Genomic DNA, 14,718 nt, shown 5'->3' with positions numbered 1-14,718 from the left:
GTATGACGAACCCAGTTGTTCATACCCGCATTAAAAAAGTTGCCGCCGCCGGTATTACCGATACCAGCGATACACTGGCCACAGAAGAACCACTTGAAATCAGGCTGGTACATGGGCCCTCCCATAACCGCCGGCAGCAGAATATATCCGTAACAATGCGTACGCCTGGTGAAGATAAGGAACTGGCTGCCGGCTTCCTTTTCACAGAAGGCATTATCAACAGCCAGGAAGCCATCCAGGAAATCCACCTGTCTGCGGAGCAGGATCATCAAATTGCCACCGTACATCTCAAACCCAATGTAGTAGCCATCTTAGGGAATGTAGCCCGCAACTTCACCGCTACAGCAGCTTGCGGCGTTTGTGGTAAAACAAGCGCCGCCGATATTCATACAGCCGTTGACGTTAATAACAGTTCCGTACAGTTTTCTTCCCGTCTCCTGTTTCGGCTGCCTTCCCTGTTGCGGCATGAACAGGCGCTCTTTGCCACCACCGGCGGATTACATGCCGCCGCCCTGGTAGATCAGCAAGGTCAACTGCTCCTTTTACGGGAAGATATTGGCCGCCACAATGCGGTAGATAAGATCATCGGTGCGGCAATGGCACAACAATGGCTACCTTTAAAAAATCATTTGCTGCTATTAAGCGGACGCGCAGGATTTGAGCTGATACAAAAAGCTGCTGCCGCAGGCATTCCAGTGATAGCCGCTATTGGTGCGCCTTCCAGTATGGCCGTAAAAATGGCCACACAATGGAATATCACCTTGCTGGGCTTTTTAAAAGAACAACGATTTAATATTTACACTCACCCTGAACGAATTGGTTTCGAAGAAAATAATATCACCTATGCTCAAGGATAGTGCAGAAAACCCGGTGAAGTTCACCGGTATTAAACTGGGGCCGCCTAAAACAGTGGCCGCCGGCATCCCTGCCGTGGTATCCAGTATGCGGCATATCCTGGAAGAGATGAATGCCTTTCGTGGTATGAAAGCCCTGCTGATGCTGAATCAGAAAAAAGGATTCGACTGCCCCGGCTGCGCCTGGCCTGATCCCGACGATGAAAGATCCGGTTTCGCAGAATATTGTGAGAACGGCGCCAAAGCAGTGGCAGAAGAAGCTACGACAAAAAAACTCACCCCCGGATTTTTTGCACAACATAGCATAGCGGAGCTGGGCGCGCTATCGGATTATGAAATAGGTAAAAAAGGCAGGATTGCCCAGCCTATGTACCTAGCACCGGACGCCACCCACTATACCCCTATCTCCTGGGAAAATGCCTACCAGCTCATTGCCCGGCATCTGCACCAGTTGGCCTCCCCAAATGAAGCCATTTTTTATACTTCCGGGAGAACCAGTAACGAAGCCGCCTTTTTGTATCAACTGATGGTACGGGAATATGGTACGAATAATCTGCCGGATTGTTCGAACATGTGCCATGAATCCAGTGGTGTGGCATTAAACGAATCATTGGGTATAGGAAAAGGATCTGTGACTTTGGAAGATATACATGAAGCGGAAGTCATCATTATCCTCGGACAAAATCCAGGTACTAACCACCCGCGTATGTTGACGGCATTACAGAAAGCCAAAGCCAACGGCGCTACCATCATCTCCGTAAATCCTTTACCGGAAACTGGCTTGCTGAACTTCCTGAATCCGCAAACAGTTAAAGGAGTATTCAATATAAAAACACATCTCACCGATATTTTCCTGCAGGTAAAAATCAATGGTGATATGGCTTTGCTGAAAGCCTTATCGCTTTTATTACTGCAGGAAGAAGAACGCGCACCCGGTGCCGTTTTTGACCAGGCCTTTATTGCCGCCAACACGCAAGGCTACAGCGATTATATCGCCCACCTGAAAACACAGTCGTTGCCACAATTGATGGCCGAAACCGGTGTAGCTCCTGAACTGATACAACAAGCCGCACAGGCATTATTCCATAAAAAGAAGATCATTGCCTGCTGGGCCATGGGGCTTACGCAGCATAAAAACGCTGTAGATACCATCCGGGAGGTTGTGAACCTGCTACTGCTAAAAGGCAGTATCGGCAAACCCGGCGCAGGTACCTGCCCGGTACGTGGCCACAGTAATGTGCAGGGCGACCGGACCATGGGCATCTATGAACGTCCCTCTGCCGCTTTCCTGCAGAAAATAGCCACCGTTTACGGCTTCAAGCCACCTGCCGAACATGGCTACGATGTAGTCAATGCCATTAAAGCGATGTATCATCACCAGGCAAAAGTGTTTATTGCCATGGGCGGCAACTTCCTTTCGGCTACACCAGATACCCTGTATACCGCACAGGCGCTGCGCAACTGTAACCTGACCGTACATGTATCTACCAAGTTAAACCGGAGCCATGTGGTACATGGTAAAGAAGCCCTCATCCTGCCCTGCCTGGGACGAAGTGATAGAGACCTGCAGCAAAACGAACAACAATTTGTGACCTGCGAAAATTCTATGGGCGTGATCCAGATGTCGAAAGGTAACCTTGACCCGGTATCCACTCATTTAAAAAGTGAACCGGCTATTGTTTGCGAACTGGCGGCCACCTTGCTGGGCGAAACGTCCCGCGTTCCGTGGGCTACTTATGCGTTGCATTACGATCACATACGGGATGCCATTGAAAAAGTTATTCCAGGCTTCGATGATTATAACAAAAGAGTCCGGCATCCGGGCGGATTTTATCTGCCTAACGGCGCCAGGAAAGGACAGTTCAACACCGGAACGGGGAAAGCTAATTTCCACGTAGCACCGGTGCTGACCACGCCATTGGCCAGCGACGAATACATGATGATGACCATCCGTAGCCATGATCAGTTCAATACCACTATTTATGGATTAGATGACCGCTATCGCGGCGTATACAATGAAAGAAGAGTGATATTTATGAACCCGGCAGACATCGCAGCAGCGGGCTTTCATCCGGGCGATGTGGTAGACCTGTATAACTATCACGGGCAAACGGAGCGGATAGCAGAAGGCTTCATCATTGTATCCTTTTCTATCCCGGAAAAATGTACCGCCACATATTTCCCGGAAACCAATGTGCTGGTACCGGTAGACAGTGTAGCGGACAAAAGCAATACTCCCACCTCCAAACTGGTGATCATTAAAATAAAACATTCCGCGATAAAACGATAGCGTATGAATCCGATCATATGGCAGGCAGAAAAATGGACGGCGACAGAATATTTCACCCTGGCGGAAAATGGCCATGGCTGGCTCGCCAGCGGTTGTATTAACGGTGTTAGAGACAACACGCCATTTTGTATTCATTATGAAATAGACATCACGGCCACCTGGCAGGTGTCTTCATTTCACATACGCCAGCAGGGCATTGCCCCCACAGAACTACGGCTGACCTCAGACCTGCATGGACACTGGTTTGATAAAGACAATAACCATATTGATGCTTTTGATAACTGCATGGATATTGATATTTCGCTGACGCCTTTTACCAATACCTTACCGGTAAAACGACTCCCGTTTGAACCCAACGAAAGCAAAGTGCTGGACATGCTGTATATCAATTTACCTGACTTCGAACTACAGAAAGTACAGCAACGCTATACCAGGCTTAGTGAGTACAAATACCAGTACGATAACATTTCGAATGATTTCACCGCAGTGCTTCCCTTTGATGAGCACCACATCGTGAAAGACTACCCCGGGATTTTTACACGCATTAATTATTAACCTAACAACAAGGCGGTTTCGCGCACCAACTCTGCAAAAATATCTGCTGTACTCCAGGCCCTGGCTTTGCCGGCAGCCTGGCCGGCCCACATGGCGATAAACGCCGGGTTATCCAGCTCCCTGGCTATTGTACGGACGGGCTGTGTGAGTGCATTCTGGTAGGGATAATCATTTACCGGCAGGCCCGACGCCGCTACTTCTGTGATCAGCGTATTACGAATACCCCGGGCCCAGCGGCCTGAGAAAGCGCGCGTAAGTAGTGTATCCGTATCCGTTATACCTGCCAGCGCTGCTTTATGCGGGGGCGTAGCGGCACTTTCATGTGCACGCAGGTAAATACTGCCAGTTTGAACGGCGCTGGCTCCCAGCATTTTTGCAGCTACCACACCACGACCATCCATGATACCACCGGCCGCAATAACGGGAATGCGCACACGATCCACCACCTGTGGCAATAAAGCCATGATACCGGTTTGGGGTAACTCTCCCGGTAAAAAGGAACCGCGGTGACCACCCGCTTCTATGCCCTGTGCAATGATAGCATCAACACCCGCCGCTTTCAGCACCTCCGCTTCTTCTGCACTGGTAGCTGTTCCCATCAGGTATATATGATGCTGCTTCAGCAAGGCAAACCCCGCTGCATCCGGCATACCGAAAGTAAAACTCACATATTTAATACCCGCGGAGATAAGGACGGGTAGCTGGTCACGCCAGGAATAATAAGGAATCTCTTCAAAGTTCACCGGGGTAACAGTCAACCCATTGGCCCTGTACAGGCGCTGCAGGAATTCCTGCATATCGTCAAAAGTCTTACGATCCGGGTGAAGAGGGGGTTCATAAGTAAACAGGTTCACCTCAAATGGCTGTTGGGTCAGCGCTTTCACTTCACGAATCAGGGCGGTTACTTTTTCCGGTGGCAATCCACCTACAGGTAAAGATCCCAGTCCCCCGCTGTTACTCACTGCGGCTACCATTGCAGGCGTTGTAATGCCTAGCATCGGCGCCTGTATTAATGGATAAGTGATACCCAGGGTACGGGTAAATTCATTCTTCCATTCCATGACCAACAATTTAGCCAGATAAAAATACGGAAGTTTCGCTTACCGGAAATTCAATACAGAAGGTGCGCGCAGGGCAGAAACATCAAACCGGAAATCTACGATGGTGGTGATTTCCAGCATTAGCTTCTTCATAGGATCTGGTGCATTGGGATAATAATATCCAGATACCTTGATGGTATTCAACGAAAGGTTTTCATTACGTACCCGGAAGCCTCCGCCAATACCCAGGTACATGGGATTGCGCAGCAGGTCGTCGTTATTGTTGGTGATCATAGATGCCTGCAGGGAAGTAAAGAAGTTAAACTTAAAGCCAAGCAATTTAAGCGGACTATAATACACCGTTTCTGATCCCAGGTTCAAACGTTGAAAGCCGTTCAGCTTTGTGTTCTTATAGCCCCAAATGCCGTATTCCATATTGACATTAAGCGGCTTGTTAAAAAATGGATTGGGGCTGTTGAGGTAGTCGGCATTAAAAAACTGGCGGAAGCGGGATTTACGGATGTTTATCAGGCGGCTGTAATACTCCAGCCTGGCGTGCATAACGGCATCTTCCGTAGCAGATCTCAACCAATAAGTACCGAGTCCGACGGTGGTATTGAAAAGTCCCTGCTGCCGGGTGGTCCAGAATTTCTGAGCTTCCACCCCTGTATACAGGCGCCGGCGGCCTTTCCAGCTTTCCCATCCGCTGGTGGCGCTGACGTTATAGCCCAGGGGAATATCTTCTGTGCGGCCAAAGCCAAAGAAATAATGCGCTTTGAAATAATCTATCCGGTAGGCCTCTAATTTTAGGAGATACAGCCGATGGTTGTTATAAATAGGATCGTTCTTATACCGCTCCTGGTCCGGCTTTCGTTGAAAGGATAAATTATAGTGCCTGGCCAGTACGGCAACATTGGGCTTTCTGCCAATGGTACCGTCATGTTTATAGTTGTTGATAAAGTTATAACCAATCCACCCATCGATGATGGAGTAATTATACTCCCTGAAAGCGGTGTCACCGGGTGAAGGCATGGCTCCCCTGATGTTGATAGACCAGTTCCTGGACAGGGCCAATCCTCCTACCAGCTTGGCAGCATTGCGATACAGCGGTCTGTCGAAGTTTATAAACACTGCTCCCTCAAAGGCATTTGTATCCAGCTGGGCATAGTTGTTCAGGGTAGTGTAGCCCACGCTCATATCAATGAAGGATCCAAACACGTTATATTTCGTATAGCGTACCTCGGTGTTCCAGGTGGGAGAATAGTCCGATCGCCACTGCATCCCTACCTTCAGGCCCTGACCTGCGCCAAATAAATCATTATTGGATACACTGGCCCGGATGTCTTTAGCACTGAACTGCGACAAATCCACGCCATATTCAAAGAGATCTTTGGTCACCACTTCCACATCGAGTGAGTCACCGCTCATATTTCGCACATACAACCGGGCATCCTGTATGAATGGCCTGTTACGGAGGTAACGCTCATTGTCCGCCATCTCAAAAGGATCCAGCATTTGATTCTCCCTAAAAAACAGCGATTGCCGGATGACCCACTCCCTGGAGTCATAATGCAGGCGGTTGGCCAGGTGAATTAATTTCATGTTGGAGGAGAAAGTGGTATCATTGATGTTGCTGGGACCAAACACCTTCACCTTTCTATAGTAGATATTTCTGATCACTTTGCCCGCAAAGGGGGTAAAATATGCCTCACTTTTAATAATGGTGCTATCATTATCATTGGAGCGAACGGGTTCGTCCTGTTTGGTAATACGCTTAATAAGTGTATGACGATATTCTTTATTGCGGATAGAATCGCGGTATTCCCCGATTTTTTTGAACAAACCGCCACCCGTCTTATGTGGGATCGTATCTCCCGCATGCGGGAACTGCTGTCCCCGGGCGTATACAAACGCGGGACAATGCAGGCTAATCAACCAGCATAAGACAGTTATTGTAGGCCATATTTTGAAATCGTTCATCAAGGCTAGCAGCAGGCAACAAGTATATTGAAAAAAAAATGGAATTGCAACTACAGCAATTATTGTACAACAGTAATAGCTTTTAGCTTTTAACCATTAGCTTTTAGTTTAAACGCCAAATGCTGCGGGAATGGATAAAAATGGAATGCTAATTGAACGGACAATTGGCAGGAAAGTTACAAATAGCTACTAAAAGCTGATAGCTAACTGCCAGCAGCTATCCTCATTGTTCACTTTAAAGCATTACTTATGTTACGTTGGGCACTTATCTTCTTTATCGTAGCGATTATTGCTGCTATTTTCGGATTTGGAGGAATTGCAGCCAGCGCCGCTGGTATCGCAAAAATATTATTCTTTATTTTCCTCGTATTATTTGCGATATCATTACTGACAGGACTACTACGAAAATAGCTTTTAACAAATGCAGCGAAGAACAGGTCTTGTTATCTTCGCTGCATTTACCAAAAGCTAAGGGCTGATCGCTAAAGCTATTTAACGATACTGGTTTCCCAACCATCGTACTCCGCATTTACCTGCTGAGCCAGTTCCCAGAGACTCATCACTACGCTGTCAATAATTGATTCGCTGGCTTTGTCCGGACGGGAAATGCAAAGTTTATATGGAAATTCCGGGTTATCGGTTTTGTCTTCTCTGGCCAGTGTAAAGCCATTTTCTTTAATATGTTCCCAGTAAGCCACTTTATCTTCTTCTGTTCTGAAGTGGATCCAGTGTTCTATTGGACGTTCTTTCTCCGCAACATCGCCATGCTGCTGGAGCATGCGTAACACTTTCCTGTTTTGTATACGCTGAAATTCATATACGTCAGGAAAGAGGTAATCGAAATATAATTCCCAGTTATTATCTTCCTTCACCCCATAGTCATAGCGGTAATCCGGGAAATTAATCATGGCATCTGCTATGAATTTATCATGCAGCAAAGTAGTGCCTGCGTAGAAGTAAAAATCACGTACACCATTGGAAAAAGTACGGCCAACAAAATGCGCATCCAGCTTAGTTTGTAGCTGTTCTACCAAACTATCCTCAATTTCACCCATGATGGCAAATTCATCGTTCTGCGGAAATCCGTCTTCACGTGGATGATTCAGATACACGGTTATATATATGGCATTCGGCTTTTCCTTTAATGGCGCAAATCGTCTCAGATCAAGGTCAAGGCCTATTACTGCTGGACTTTCTTCAATATGACACGTATAAATATCCCAGTCCGGTCGGTAATCCTTATGCATATAAAAAAATTAAAATAACGCAACAGCGGGCTGTAAAGATACGTTGCTCTCCGTTACAATGGAAAAGATAAACTTGTATTGGCCCCTTTTTTATCCACAAAATTTAACGTATGCTTCATATTGGCGACCACACCGTTACACCGGATATACACCGGGATTAACACTATTTAACAATCGGGTATTTTTTCCGCACTCACGCTACAACCAGCCACCATAAACAATCCTGCTCAATTCTGTAGTTGAAACAGCGGACTGTAGAGGATTCTGTTCAACCTTTCATCCCAAAAACAGGCATTTCCTCCTGCATAAAAACTAATTTTACCCCGCTATAAATTGTTGGAAGCTATTATGAGAAAAATTGTATTGTTATTTACAGGCTGGCTATTGTTATGTTGTTCTATCACTATGGCGCAACAACCTGGAGGCAAGGCCCCCTCGGCCAGTACCGGAATTATTTATGGTAAACTGCTCGACGCACAAACCGGTAAACCTATTGAATATGCATCTGTGGCATTGCTCCGCCCTGATTCATCTGTGCAAACCGGTATGCTCTCCAAAACCAACGGAGACTTTAGTTTTGAAAACATTGCACTCAATAAATATATTCTCAAGATCAATTTTATTGGTTACGAAACAATCTATAAACCTGCTATCCTTTCTGCTAAAACCACCAGCCTGGATATAGGAAATATCAAACTGAAAGCGAATGTTAAGTCACTCGCAGCGGTGAATGTGGTAGGCGAAAAACCAGCCTTCACCATGGCCATCGATAAAAGAGTATTTAATGTAGATAAAAATTTATCGAGCATTGGTGGTACCGCTACAGACGTATTAAAACAGGTACCTTCTGTGAATGTGGACATTGATGGCAACGTTACCGTTCGTAACGGAACACCAACTATCTTCATTGATGGACGCCCCTCTACACTCACCCTGGACCAGATCCCGGCGGATGCTATTCAGAATATTGAAGTGGTTACCAACCCTTCTGCTAAATATGATGCAGAAGGCATGAGTGGTATTTTAAATATTGTACTTAAGAAGAATAAAAAGGCAGGCATTAACGGCTCCATCAATGCGGGGGCCACTTCTCTCGGCAGCACCAATGGTGGCGTGGATTTCAACCTCCGCCAGGAGAAGTTTAACTTCTTCATCAACTACAATATCCGTAATCGCAAATCACCGATGACCAGCCGCCTGTTCAGAAAAAATATAGGCAAGGATACCACTACATATACTGAACAGCTGGAAGACGGCGACTTCTATCGCAAGTTCCAGACAGGCCGCATCGGGTTCGACTGGTTCATTGATAACCGCAACACCATTACTGTTTCGGAGAATATTACCGGAGGTAATTTCAACAAATACAATGAACAAACTGTGAATGAACTGGATGCCGGACGTCAGAAAGTACGCTATGCTACCGGCATTGACAATACCCTGAACGGTTTCCGCAACTATACTACCCAATTGGGATATAAGCATACGTTTGCAAAAGAAGGCGAAGAACTGACGGCTGATTTTACGTATAACCACGCCACCGGCGACAATAGCTCCGGGTTCTCTCTCCAGTACTACGACCTGGCAGGCAAACCGGTTTATGATCCTAAAAAGCCGGAATTACGCAATGGCAGCGGGGAAGGGAAAACTACTTATCTCACCGCCCAGATAGATTATGTAAAACCGCTGACCGAAAAATCAAAAATTGAAATGGGGCTGCGCAGCAATACCCGTCAATTTGATAACTTCACCAACACCTACGGAAAGAACTATCCTTCCGGTGATTTCACCCTGGATTCTGCCCTGTCCAATAACTATCACTACCAGGAACAGATTAACGCAGGCTATGTTAGCTATACCGGCGCCAAAGATAACTTTGGCTACCAGGTGGGCTTACGTGCCGAACAGTCGAACTATGATGGAGAAACCAGGCTGGGTGAGAAATCTTCTTATAAGATCAGCTACCCGGTAAGCTTTTTCCCAAGCGTATTCCTGTCGCAGAAGTTTAAAGGTGATCATGAAGTACAACTGAACTACAGCCGCCGCATACGTCGCCCATGGTTCCGGGACCTGCTCCCTACCATCGACTACAGCGGACAAAGTGCCAGCACCGGTAACCCGGATCTGAAACCGGAGTTTACTAACTCCTTTGAGCTGTCGTACCTGAAAGACTTTGCACATAAACACAACCTGCTGGTATCTTTATACTATCGTAATACGACCAACGCGATTACTGATTTTTATGTAGATACCACCCTGCAATTGAATGGACAGTCACAACACGTACTGCTCTCCTATCCTATCAATGCGAGCACCCGGAACTCCTATGGCGCAGAGTTCACGCTGAGAAGTCAACTGACAAAAAACTGGGACCTGACCACCAACATCAACCTGGCACAGACCAAAATTGACGCGACCGGCAGCAATGGTAACAATTTATCTAACCAGGGCCTTACCTGGTTCGGTAAATTAAACAGCAACACCAAACTTCCTTGGAACCTCACGTTCCAGGTAAGTGCAGAGTATGAGTCCAAACAAATTTTACCACAGGGAGAAAGAGAACCGAAATGGTCTATGGATGCGGCGATCAAAAAAGATATGCTGAAAAATAAAGCCTTATCAATTTCCCTTGGCATTAATGATATCTTCAATACAGACCGCAATCTGTCTTATACCACTACCAGCTTTTCAGAGCAGGAAAACTACCGCAAACGCCTTTCCCGTGAGCTGAGATTGAATGCCACCTGGCGTTTCGGTAAAATGGATATGAACCTGTTCAAACGGAAAAATAACAAATCCAAAGAGAACAACAATGATATGGGTGGAGGTGATAACTATTAATTCGTAATTTGTAGTTCGTAAACAACAGTTATGGACTCTATTTATCACACTATTACCCTCCGTTTCCTGGCCGAGCCCTCTGATGTAAATTTTGGCGGAAAAGTACATGGAGGCTCGGTTATGAAATGGATTGACCAGGCAGGCTATACCTGTGCAGCCAATTGGAGCGGACAATACGCCGTTACTGTATATGTGGGAGGCATCCGCTTTTTCAAACCTATCGCTATCGGCGACCTCGTGGAAATACACGCCAGCATCATTTATACCGGCAACACCAGCATGCATATTTCCATTGATGTATTTGCAGGTAATCCACGGCAACAACAGAAAACCAAAACCACTCACTGTGTCATGGTTTTCGCCGCGGTAGATGATAACGGTAAAACGGTAGCGGTGCCGAAATGGGTTCCACGAACCGCCAATGAAATCACCATGGAAGGCTATGCGAAAAAACTGATGGATTTACGGAAAGATATCGACGAGGAAATGAAACCATATATGTAGGAGTAGCTGTTAGGCATTAGCTTTTAGCTTTTAGCAAATGCAGCGAAGATAAATACTTTAGAAAGATATAAAAGGAGAAGCCCTTCCAATGTGGAAGGGCTTCTCCTTTTATATCTCCGCTGCATTTGCTAAAAGCTAAAAGCTAATGCCTAACTGCTACTCCTAACTGCTAAACTGCATATCACTCAAACTTCTATATAGCCCATCCAGTCCTATCAGTTCACTATGCGTACCTTCTTCCACGATATGTCCTTTATCCAGCACAATGATTTTATCTGCTTCACGAATGGTAGCCAGTCGGTGTGCAATCACAATAGAAGTGCGCCCTTCCATCAATTTATCCAATGCATCCTGTACCAGTCGCTCTGACTCAGAGTCCAGCGCAGATGTGGCTTCATCCAGAATGAGGATCCTTGGATTTTTCAGTACGGCCCTGGCGATGGCGATGCGTTGCCGTTGTCCGCCGGAAAGTTGTATACCACGTTCTCCTACTACCGTATCCAGTCCTAACGGGAACCGCTGTATGAATTCCCAGGCGTTGGCTTGTCTGGCTGCGGCTTCCAATTCTGCTACAGAGGCCCCGGGCTTACCGTAAGCAATGTTTTCTGCAATGGTACCACCGAAGAGGAACACATCCTGTGGTACCACCGCCATTTGAGAGCGTAGTTCTGATAAGGGGAATGTGGTGCTTTCTTTCCCGTCGAACAGGATGCTGCCACTCACCGGATCGTATAGGCGTAACAGTAAGGATACAATTGTGCTTTTACCGGCCCCACTGGGCCCAACGAGCGCCACCTTCTGATCAGCATACACGTCAAAGGACACGTTGTTCATAATGCTAAGATCCGGGCGGGACGGGTAATGAAAGGATATATTGCGGAAGCTGATTTGTCCGTCCAACTGGTTTTCCGGCGCTATTTCCGCCACCGGCGATATCGCTTCTTCCGGTTCATCGAGAATTTCCAGCAGGTGTTCTGTAGCACCTATGCTCTTCTGCAGGTTGGTATATACTTCGGCGAGCCCGGCAATGGAGCCGCCTATAAAAAGCGAATACAACACGAAAGATAATAGCGACGAAGTAGGCATCCCCATGGACACACCTCTCCAGATAACTGCCACCAGGGCACCGAAAATACCCATGATAATGAAGGAGGAAAAGGCGCCACGATACTTACCGCTTTTCATACCAATGCGGGCGGCTTCGTTGGTACGTTGCCGGTAGCGCGCGATTTCAAAAAATTCGTTGGCAAACGCCTTCACGTTCAGAATACCCTGCAGTGTTTCTTCTACTACTGTATTGGAGGCAGCTACCTGCTCCTGTACCTGTTTGGAAAAGCGGCGGATAAACTTTCCAAAAAATACGGCGGCCACCATCATCACCGGCAGGATGGCCAGCATAAAGGCGGTAAGCTTGGGAGAAGTAATCAGCAATATAACTACACCTCCTATAATGATGATCATTTGCCGGATAAATTCTGCCAGCGTGGTGGTAAAGGTTTCCTGCAACAGGGAAATGTCTGAAGATATACGGCTGCTCAATTCACCTACCCTTCTTTCAAGAAAAAATTTCATCGGCAGGCGGATCAGGTGACTGTAAATGGTTTGGCGAAGGGTTGCCAGGGTCTTCTCTGTTACATTAACAAATAATACGATACGAAAGAAGGAAAAGATGGCTTGTCCTCCTAACACGGCCACCAGCATTACACCGGCTTTATTGAGGCCATTCACCAGGTTTACATTGCTGCCGGGATCTACCAGGTTGCCCAACAGTTTGGGAAAAGCAAGTCCGGCTAAACTCGAGATCAGGAGGAAAAGTAAGCCTAGTGCAAATTCAGGCCAGTAAGGTTTTACATAACGGAACAGGCGGAATGTTTTTTTCAGGGATGCCAGCTTAATGGGTTGTTTCGGTGAGGAGGCTCCCAGCTCGTTTTCATGTTGCATTTTTCAGATATAGCTTGATTATATAGAGGTAGACGAACAGGAATCAAATATATTGAAAAAGCGGGATAAAAATTTATAACGCCTCCGGGCTTGAACTGGCTGTACAAATCCGGAGGCGTTGTGCCACGGGCCTAGGGGCGCCGTGATCTGTTTTTGGATGAATCTTCTGTTCCTGTACCATACCGGGAGGAGTCTTCGCCCGGATTAATGGCTCCTGGCGGCATTTGGGCAGCCGGGGCCGTGTCGGGTACCAGGGGCGTAGCCGCTGTGTCCATTGTATTGACCGTAGAATCTGAATTCGGGTGTCTCCCGTTGCCGCATGCCGCCAGTAATAAGATACCTGCTCCGGCCAACATGAAGATGTTCGTGACTTTTTTCATAATACCATTGTTTAAGGGTGAAGTAATCAGGTTAGCGTAGTTAACAAACTCACTCCTTAAACAGGCTCACTTATAAATGGGCGGTATCGGGTTTTGTTTTGGTGGTATCCACCGGGATTACGCTGGTGCTATCCACTTTAGGCATGGACACAGCCGCTGAATCAGCTTCACGACCAGCTTCTTTTGAACCACTGCATGAAAAAAGAAAGATACTCAATACACCGGCGATGCATAACACGATACAGGTTTTATAAAAAATGGGTTCCATGGCGAAAGAAATTTATGATTACTAAACGTTGTATTTTATCTTTTTCGTACAAACACTTTAATTGCTTGTTATTTTTTTGTTACTGGAAAGAATTGTGCCAACCCTTACATTTGTAACAATATATTTTCCGCCGCATGAAACATGTTTTGCAAATCATAGAAGAAGATCAATTGCTGAAAATATTGATCGCATTGGTGATGGGAGCATTACTTGGACTTGAAAGGGAATACAAGCGGAAGGCTGCCGGTATGCGCACCATGACGCTGATATGTATGAGTAGTGCCGTATTTACAATCCTTTCTGCAGAACTGGGTTTTCCAAATTCTGCAGACCGGGTAGCCTCCAATATCCTTACTGGTGTGGGATTCATTGGCGCGGGCGTCATTTTCAAAGGCGACTATACCATAGATGGAATTACCACTGCAGCAGCCATCTGGATTGCGGCAGCCATTGGCATGGCGGTAGGTATGAGTCAATACTGGCTGGCAGCGGCAGCGCTGGCGGGCTCACTGATGGTACTGTTTCTGCTGGAGTTTGTTGAAAGTAGTATTGCCAATGCAAATGATAAACGACAGTATACTATATATTTTTATGAAGAGAAATTTCCACACACCGATGTTGAAAATATCCTACAGGGTTTTCAACTGAAGTACCGGAAATTACTGGTGGTGAGAAAGGAAAACATGATTGAGGTAAATTATGCCGTGCGGGGCCGGCGCAGCAACATGGAACTACTGGACGACTTTTTGCTGCACAACAAAAGTATCTTCCAATACCAGGTGCAGTCGAATCCATTATAAAGATCTTTTAATGAAATA

The 14,718-nt window shown here is 46.5% G+C and carries 13 protein-coding genes; 7 read left to right on the top strand and 6 right to left on the bottom strand.

The window, feature by feature from the left end; genetic code table 11:
- Positions 1–2: 2 nt before the first annotated feature.
- The 3 genes from fdhD to J7623_RS21030 are packed head-to-tail and all read left to right on the top strand — an operon-like array spanning position 3 to position 3,699.
- A complete protein-coding gene (gene fdhD / locus J7623_RS21040; protein WP_291924079.1) occupies positions 3–857 on the top strand; it encodes a formate dehydrogenase accessory sulfurtransferase FdhD in 855 nt (284 codons plus the stop codon).
- Entirely contained in the window at positions 844–3,144 is a 2,301-nt protein-coding gene (locus tag J7623_RS21035) for an FdhF/YdeP family oxidoreductase (protein WP_291924077.1), read from the top strand. Before fdhD ends, J7623_RS21035 begins: the two co-directional genes overlap by 14 nt.
- A gap of 3 nt (positions 3,145–3,147) precedes the next feature.
- Positions 3,148–3,699, top strand: coding sequence for a putative glycolipid-binding domain-containing protein (locus tag J7623_RS21030; protein WP_291924075.1), 552 nt, complete (start codon positions 3,148–3,150; stop codon positions 3,697–3,699).
- Here J7623_RS21030 and J7623_RS21025 read toward each other — a convergent pair.
- Complete coding sequence (locus tag J7623_RS21025; RefSeq protein ID WP_291924073.1) at positions 3,696–4,760, bottom strand: nitronate monooxygenase; 1,065 nt, start codon at positions 4,758–4,760, stop codon at positions 3,696–3,698. The genes J7623_RS21030 and J7623_RS21025 overlap by 4 nt on opposite strands.
- Positions 4,761–4,799: 39 nt before the next feature.
- Positions 4,800–6,674 carry a hypothetical protein gene (locus tag J7623_RS21020; RefSeq protein ID WP_291924071.1) on the bottom strand — a complete coding sequence of 625 codons (1,875 nt, stop codon included), beginning with the start codon at positions 6,672–6,674 and terminating at the stop codon, positions 4,800–4,802.
- A 294-nt stretch (positions 6,675–6,968) separates the two neighbouring features.
- Between J7623_RS21020 and J7623_RS21015 the strand changes: the two genes are divergently transcribed.
- Positions 6,969–7,130: a DUF1328 domain-containing protein gene (locus J7623_RS21015; protein WP_291924069.1), complete on the top strand. Its 162-nt coding sequence runs from the start codon at positions 6,969–6,971 to the stop codon at positions 7,128–7,130.
- Positions 7,131–7,207: 77 nt separating this feature from the next.
- Here the strand turns inward: J7623_RS21015 and J7623_RS21010 are convergent, their stop codons facing one another.
- Positions 7,208–7,966, bottom strand: a complete 759-nt coding sequence (locus J7623_RS21010) for a DUF695 domain-containing protein (protein WP_291924067.1) — start codon at positions 7,964–7,966, stop codon at positions 7,208–7,210.
- A 348-nt stretch (positions 7,967–8,314) separates the two neighbouring features.
- On the opposite strand from J7623_RS21010, the gene J7623_RS21005 reads away from it, so the two are divergent.
- Positions 8,315–10,807, top strand: a complete 2,493-nt coding sequence (locus J7623_RS21005; RefSeq protein WP_291924066.1) for an outer membrane beta-barrel family protein — start codon at positions 8,315–8,317, stop codon at positions 10,805–10,807.
- Between the two features lie 30 nt (positions 10,808–10,837).
- On the top strand, positions 10,838–11,311 hold the full coding sequence (locus J7623_RS21000) for an acyl-CoA thioesterase (RefSeq protein WP_291924063.1): 474 nt from the start codon (positions 10,838–10,840) through the stop codon (positions 11,309–11,311).
- 162 nt (positions 11,312–11,473) lie between these two features.
- Here the strand turns inward: J7623_RS21000 and J7623_RS20995 are convergent, their stop codons facing one another.
- The 3 genes from J7623_RS20995 to J7623_RS20985 form a co-directional block, all read right to left on the bottom strand.
- The gene (locus J7623_RS20995) at positions 11,474–13,252 is read right to left on the bottom strand and encodes an ABC transporter transmembrane domain-containing protein (RefSeq protein ID WP_291924060.1); all 1,779 of its coding nucleotides are present in this window, start codon (positions 13,250–13,252) and stop codon (positions 11,474–11,476) included.
- A 131-nt stretch (positions 13,253–13,383) separates the two neighbouring features.
- Complete coding sequence (locus tag J7623_RS20990; protein ID WP_291924058.1) at positions 13,384–13,632, bottom strand: hypothetical protein; 249 nt, start codon at positions 13,630–13,632, stop codon at positions 13,384–13,386.
- 70 nt (positions 13,633–13,702) lie between these two features.
- On the bottom strand, positions 13,703–13,900 hold the full coding sequence (locus J7623_RS20985; RefSeq protein WP_291924057.1) for a hypothetical protein: 198 nt from the start codon (positions 13,898–13,900) through the stop codon (positions 13,703–13,705).
- A 134-nt stretch (positions 13,901–14,034) separates the two neighbouring features.
- On the opposite strand from J7623_RS20985, the gene J7623_RS20980 reads away from it, so the two are divergent.
- Positions 14,035–14,700 (top strand): MgtC/SapB family protein, encoded by a 666-nt coding sequence (locus J7623_RS20980; RefSeq protein ID WP_291924055.1) that lies wholly within the window; start codon positions 14,035–14,037, stop codon positions 14,698–14,700.
- Positions 14,701–14,718 lie beyond the last annotated feature (18 nt).

This window comes from Chitinophaga sp. (assembly GCF_017745275.1).
Taxonomy (GTDB): Bacteria; Bacteroidota; Bacteroidia; order Chitinophagales; family Chitinophagaceae; genus Chitinophaga.
This window is presented reverse-complemented; position numbering and strand designations above follow the sequence as displayed.

Excerpts from the sequence above, each read along its gene's own strand:
- J7623_RS21005 (WP_291924066.1), top strand. The coding sequence starts at position 8,315 with ATGAGAAAAATTGTATTGTTATTTACAGGCTGGCTATTGTTATGTTGT.
- J7623_RS20985 (WP_291924057.1), bottom strand. The coding sequence starts at position 13,900 with ATGGAACCCATTTTTTATAAAACCTGTATCGTGTTATGCATCGCCGGT.
- J7623_RS20990 (WP_291924058.1), bottom strand. The coding sequence starts at position 13,632 with ATGAAAAAAGTCACGAACATCTTCATGTTGGCCGGAGCAGGTATCTTA.
- J7623_RS21030 (WP_291924075.1), top strand. The coding sequence starts at position 3,148 with ATGAATCCGATCATATGGCAGGCAGAAAAATGGACGGCGACAGAATAT.
- J7623_RS21010 (WP_291924067.1), bottom strand. The coding sequence starts at position 7,966 with ATGCATAAGGATTACCGACCGGACTGGGATATTTATACGTGTCATATT.
- J7623_RS21015 (WP_291924069.1), top strand. The coding sequence starts at position 6,969 with ATGTTACGTTGGGCACTTATCTTCTTTATCGTAGCGATTATTGCTGCT.
- J7623_RS21025 (WP_291924073.1), bottom strand. The coding sequence starts at position 4,760 with ATGGAATGGAAGAATGAATTTACCCGTACCCTGGGTATCACTTATCCA.
- J7623_RS20980 (WP_291924055.1), top strand. The coding sequence starts at position 14,035 with ATGAAACATGTTTTGCAAATCATAGAAGAAGATCAATTGCTGAAAATA.
- fdhD (WP_291924079.1), top strand. The coding sequence starts at position 3 with ATGACGAACCCAGTTGTTCATACCCGCATTAAAAAAGTTGCCGCCGCC.
- J7623_RS20995 (WP_291924060.1), bottom strand. The coding sequence starts at position 13,252 with ATGCAACATGAAAACGAGCTGGGAGCCTCCTCACCGAAACAACCCATT.
- J7623_RS21035 (WP_291924077.1), top strand. The coding sequence starts at position 844 with ATGCTCAAGGATAGTGCAGAAAACCCGGTGAAGTTCACCGGTATTAAA.
- J7623_RS21000 (WP_291924063.1), top strand. The coding sequence starts at position 10,838 with ATGGACTCTATTTATCACACTATTACCCTCCGTTTCCTGGCCGAGCCC.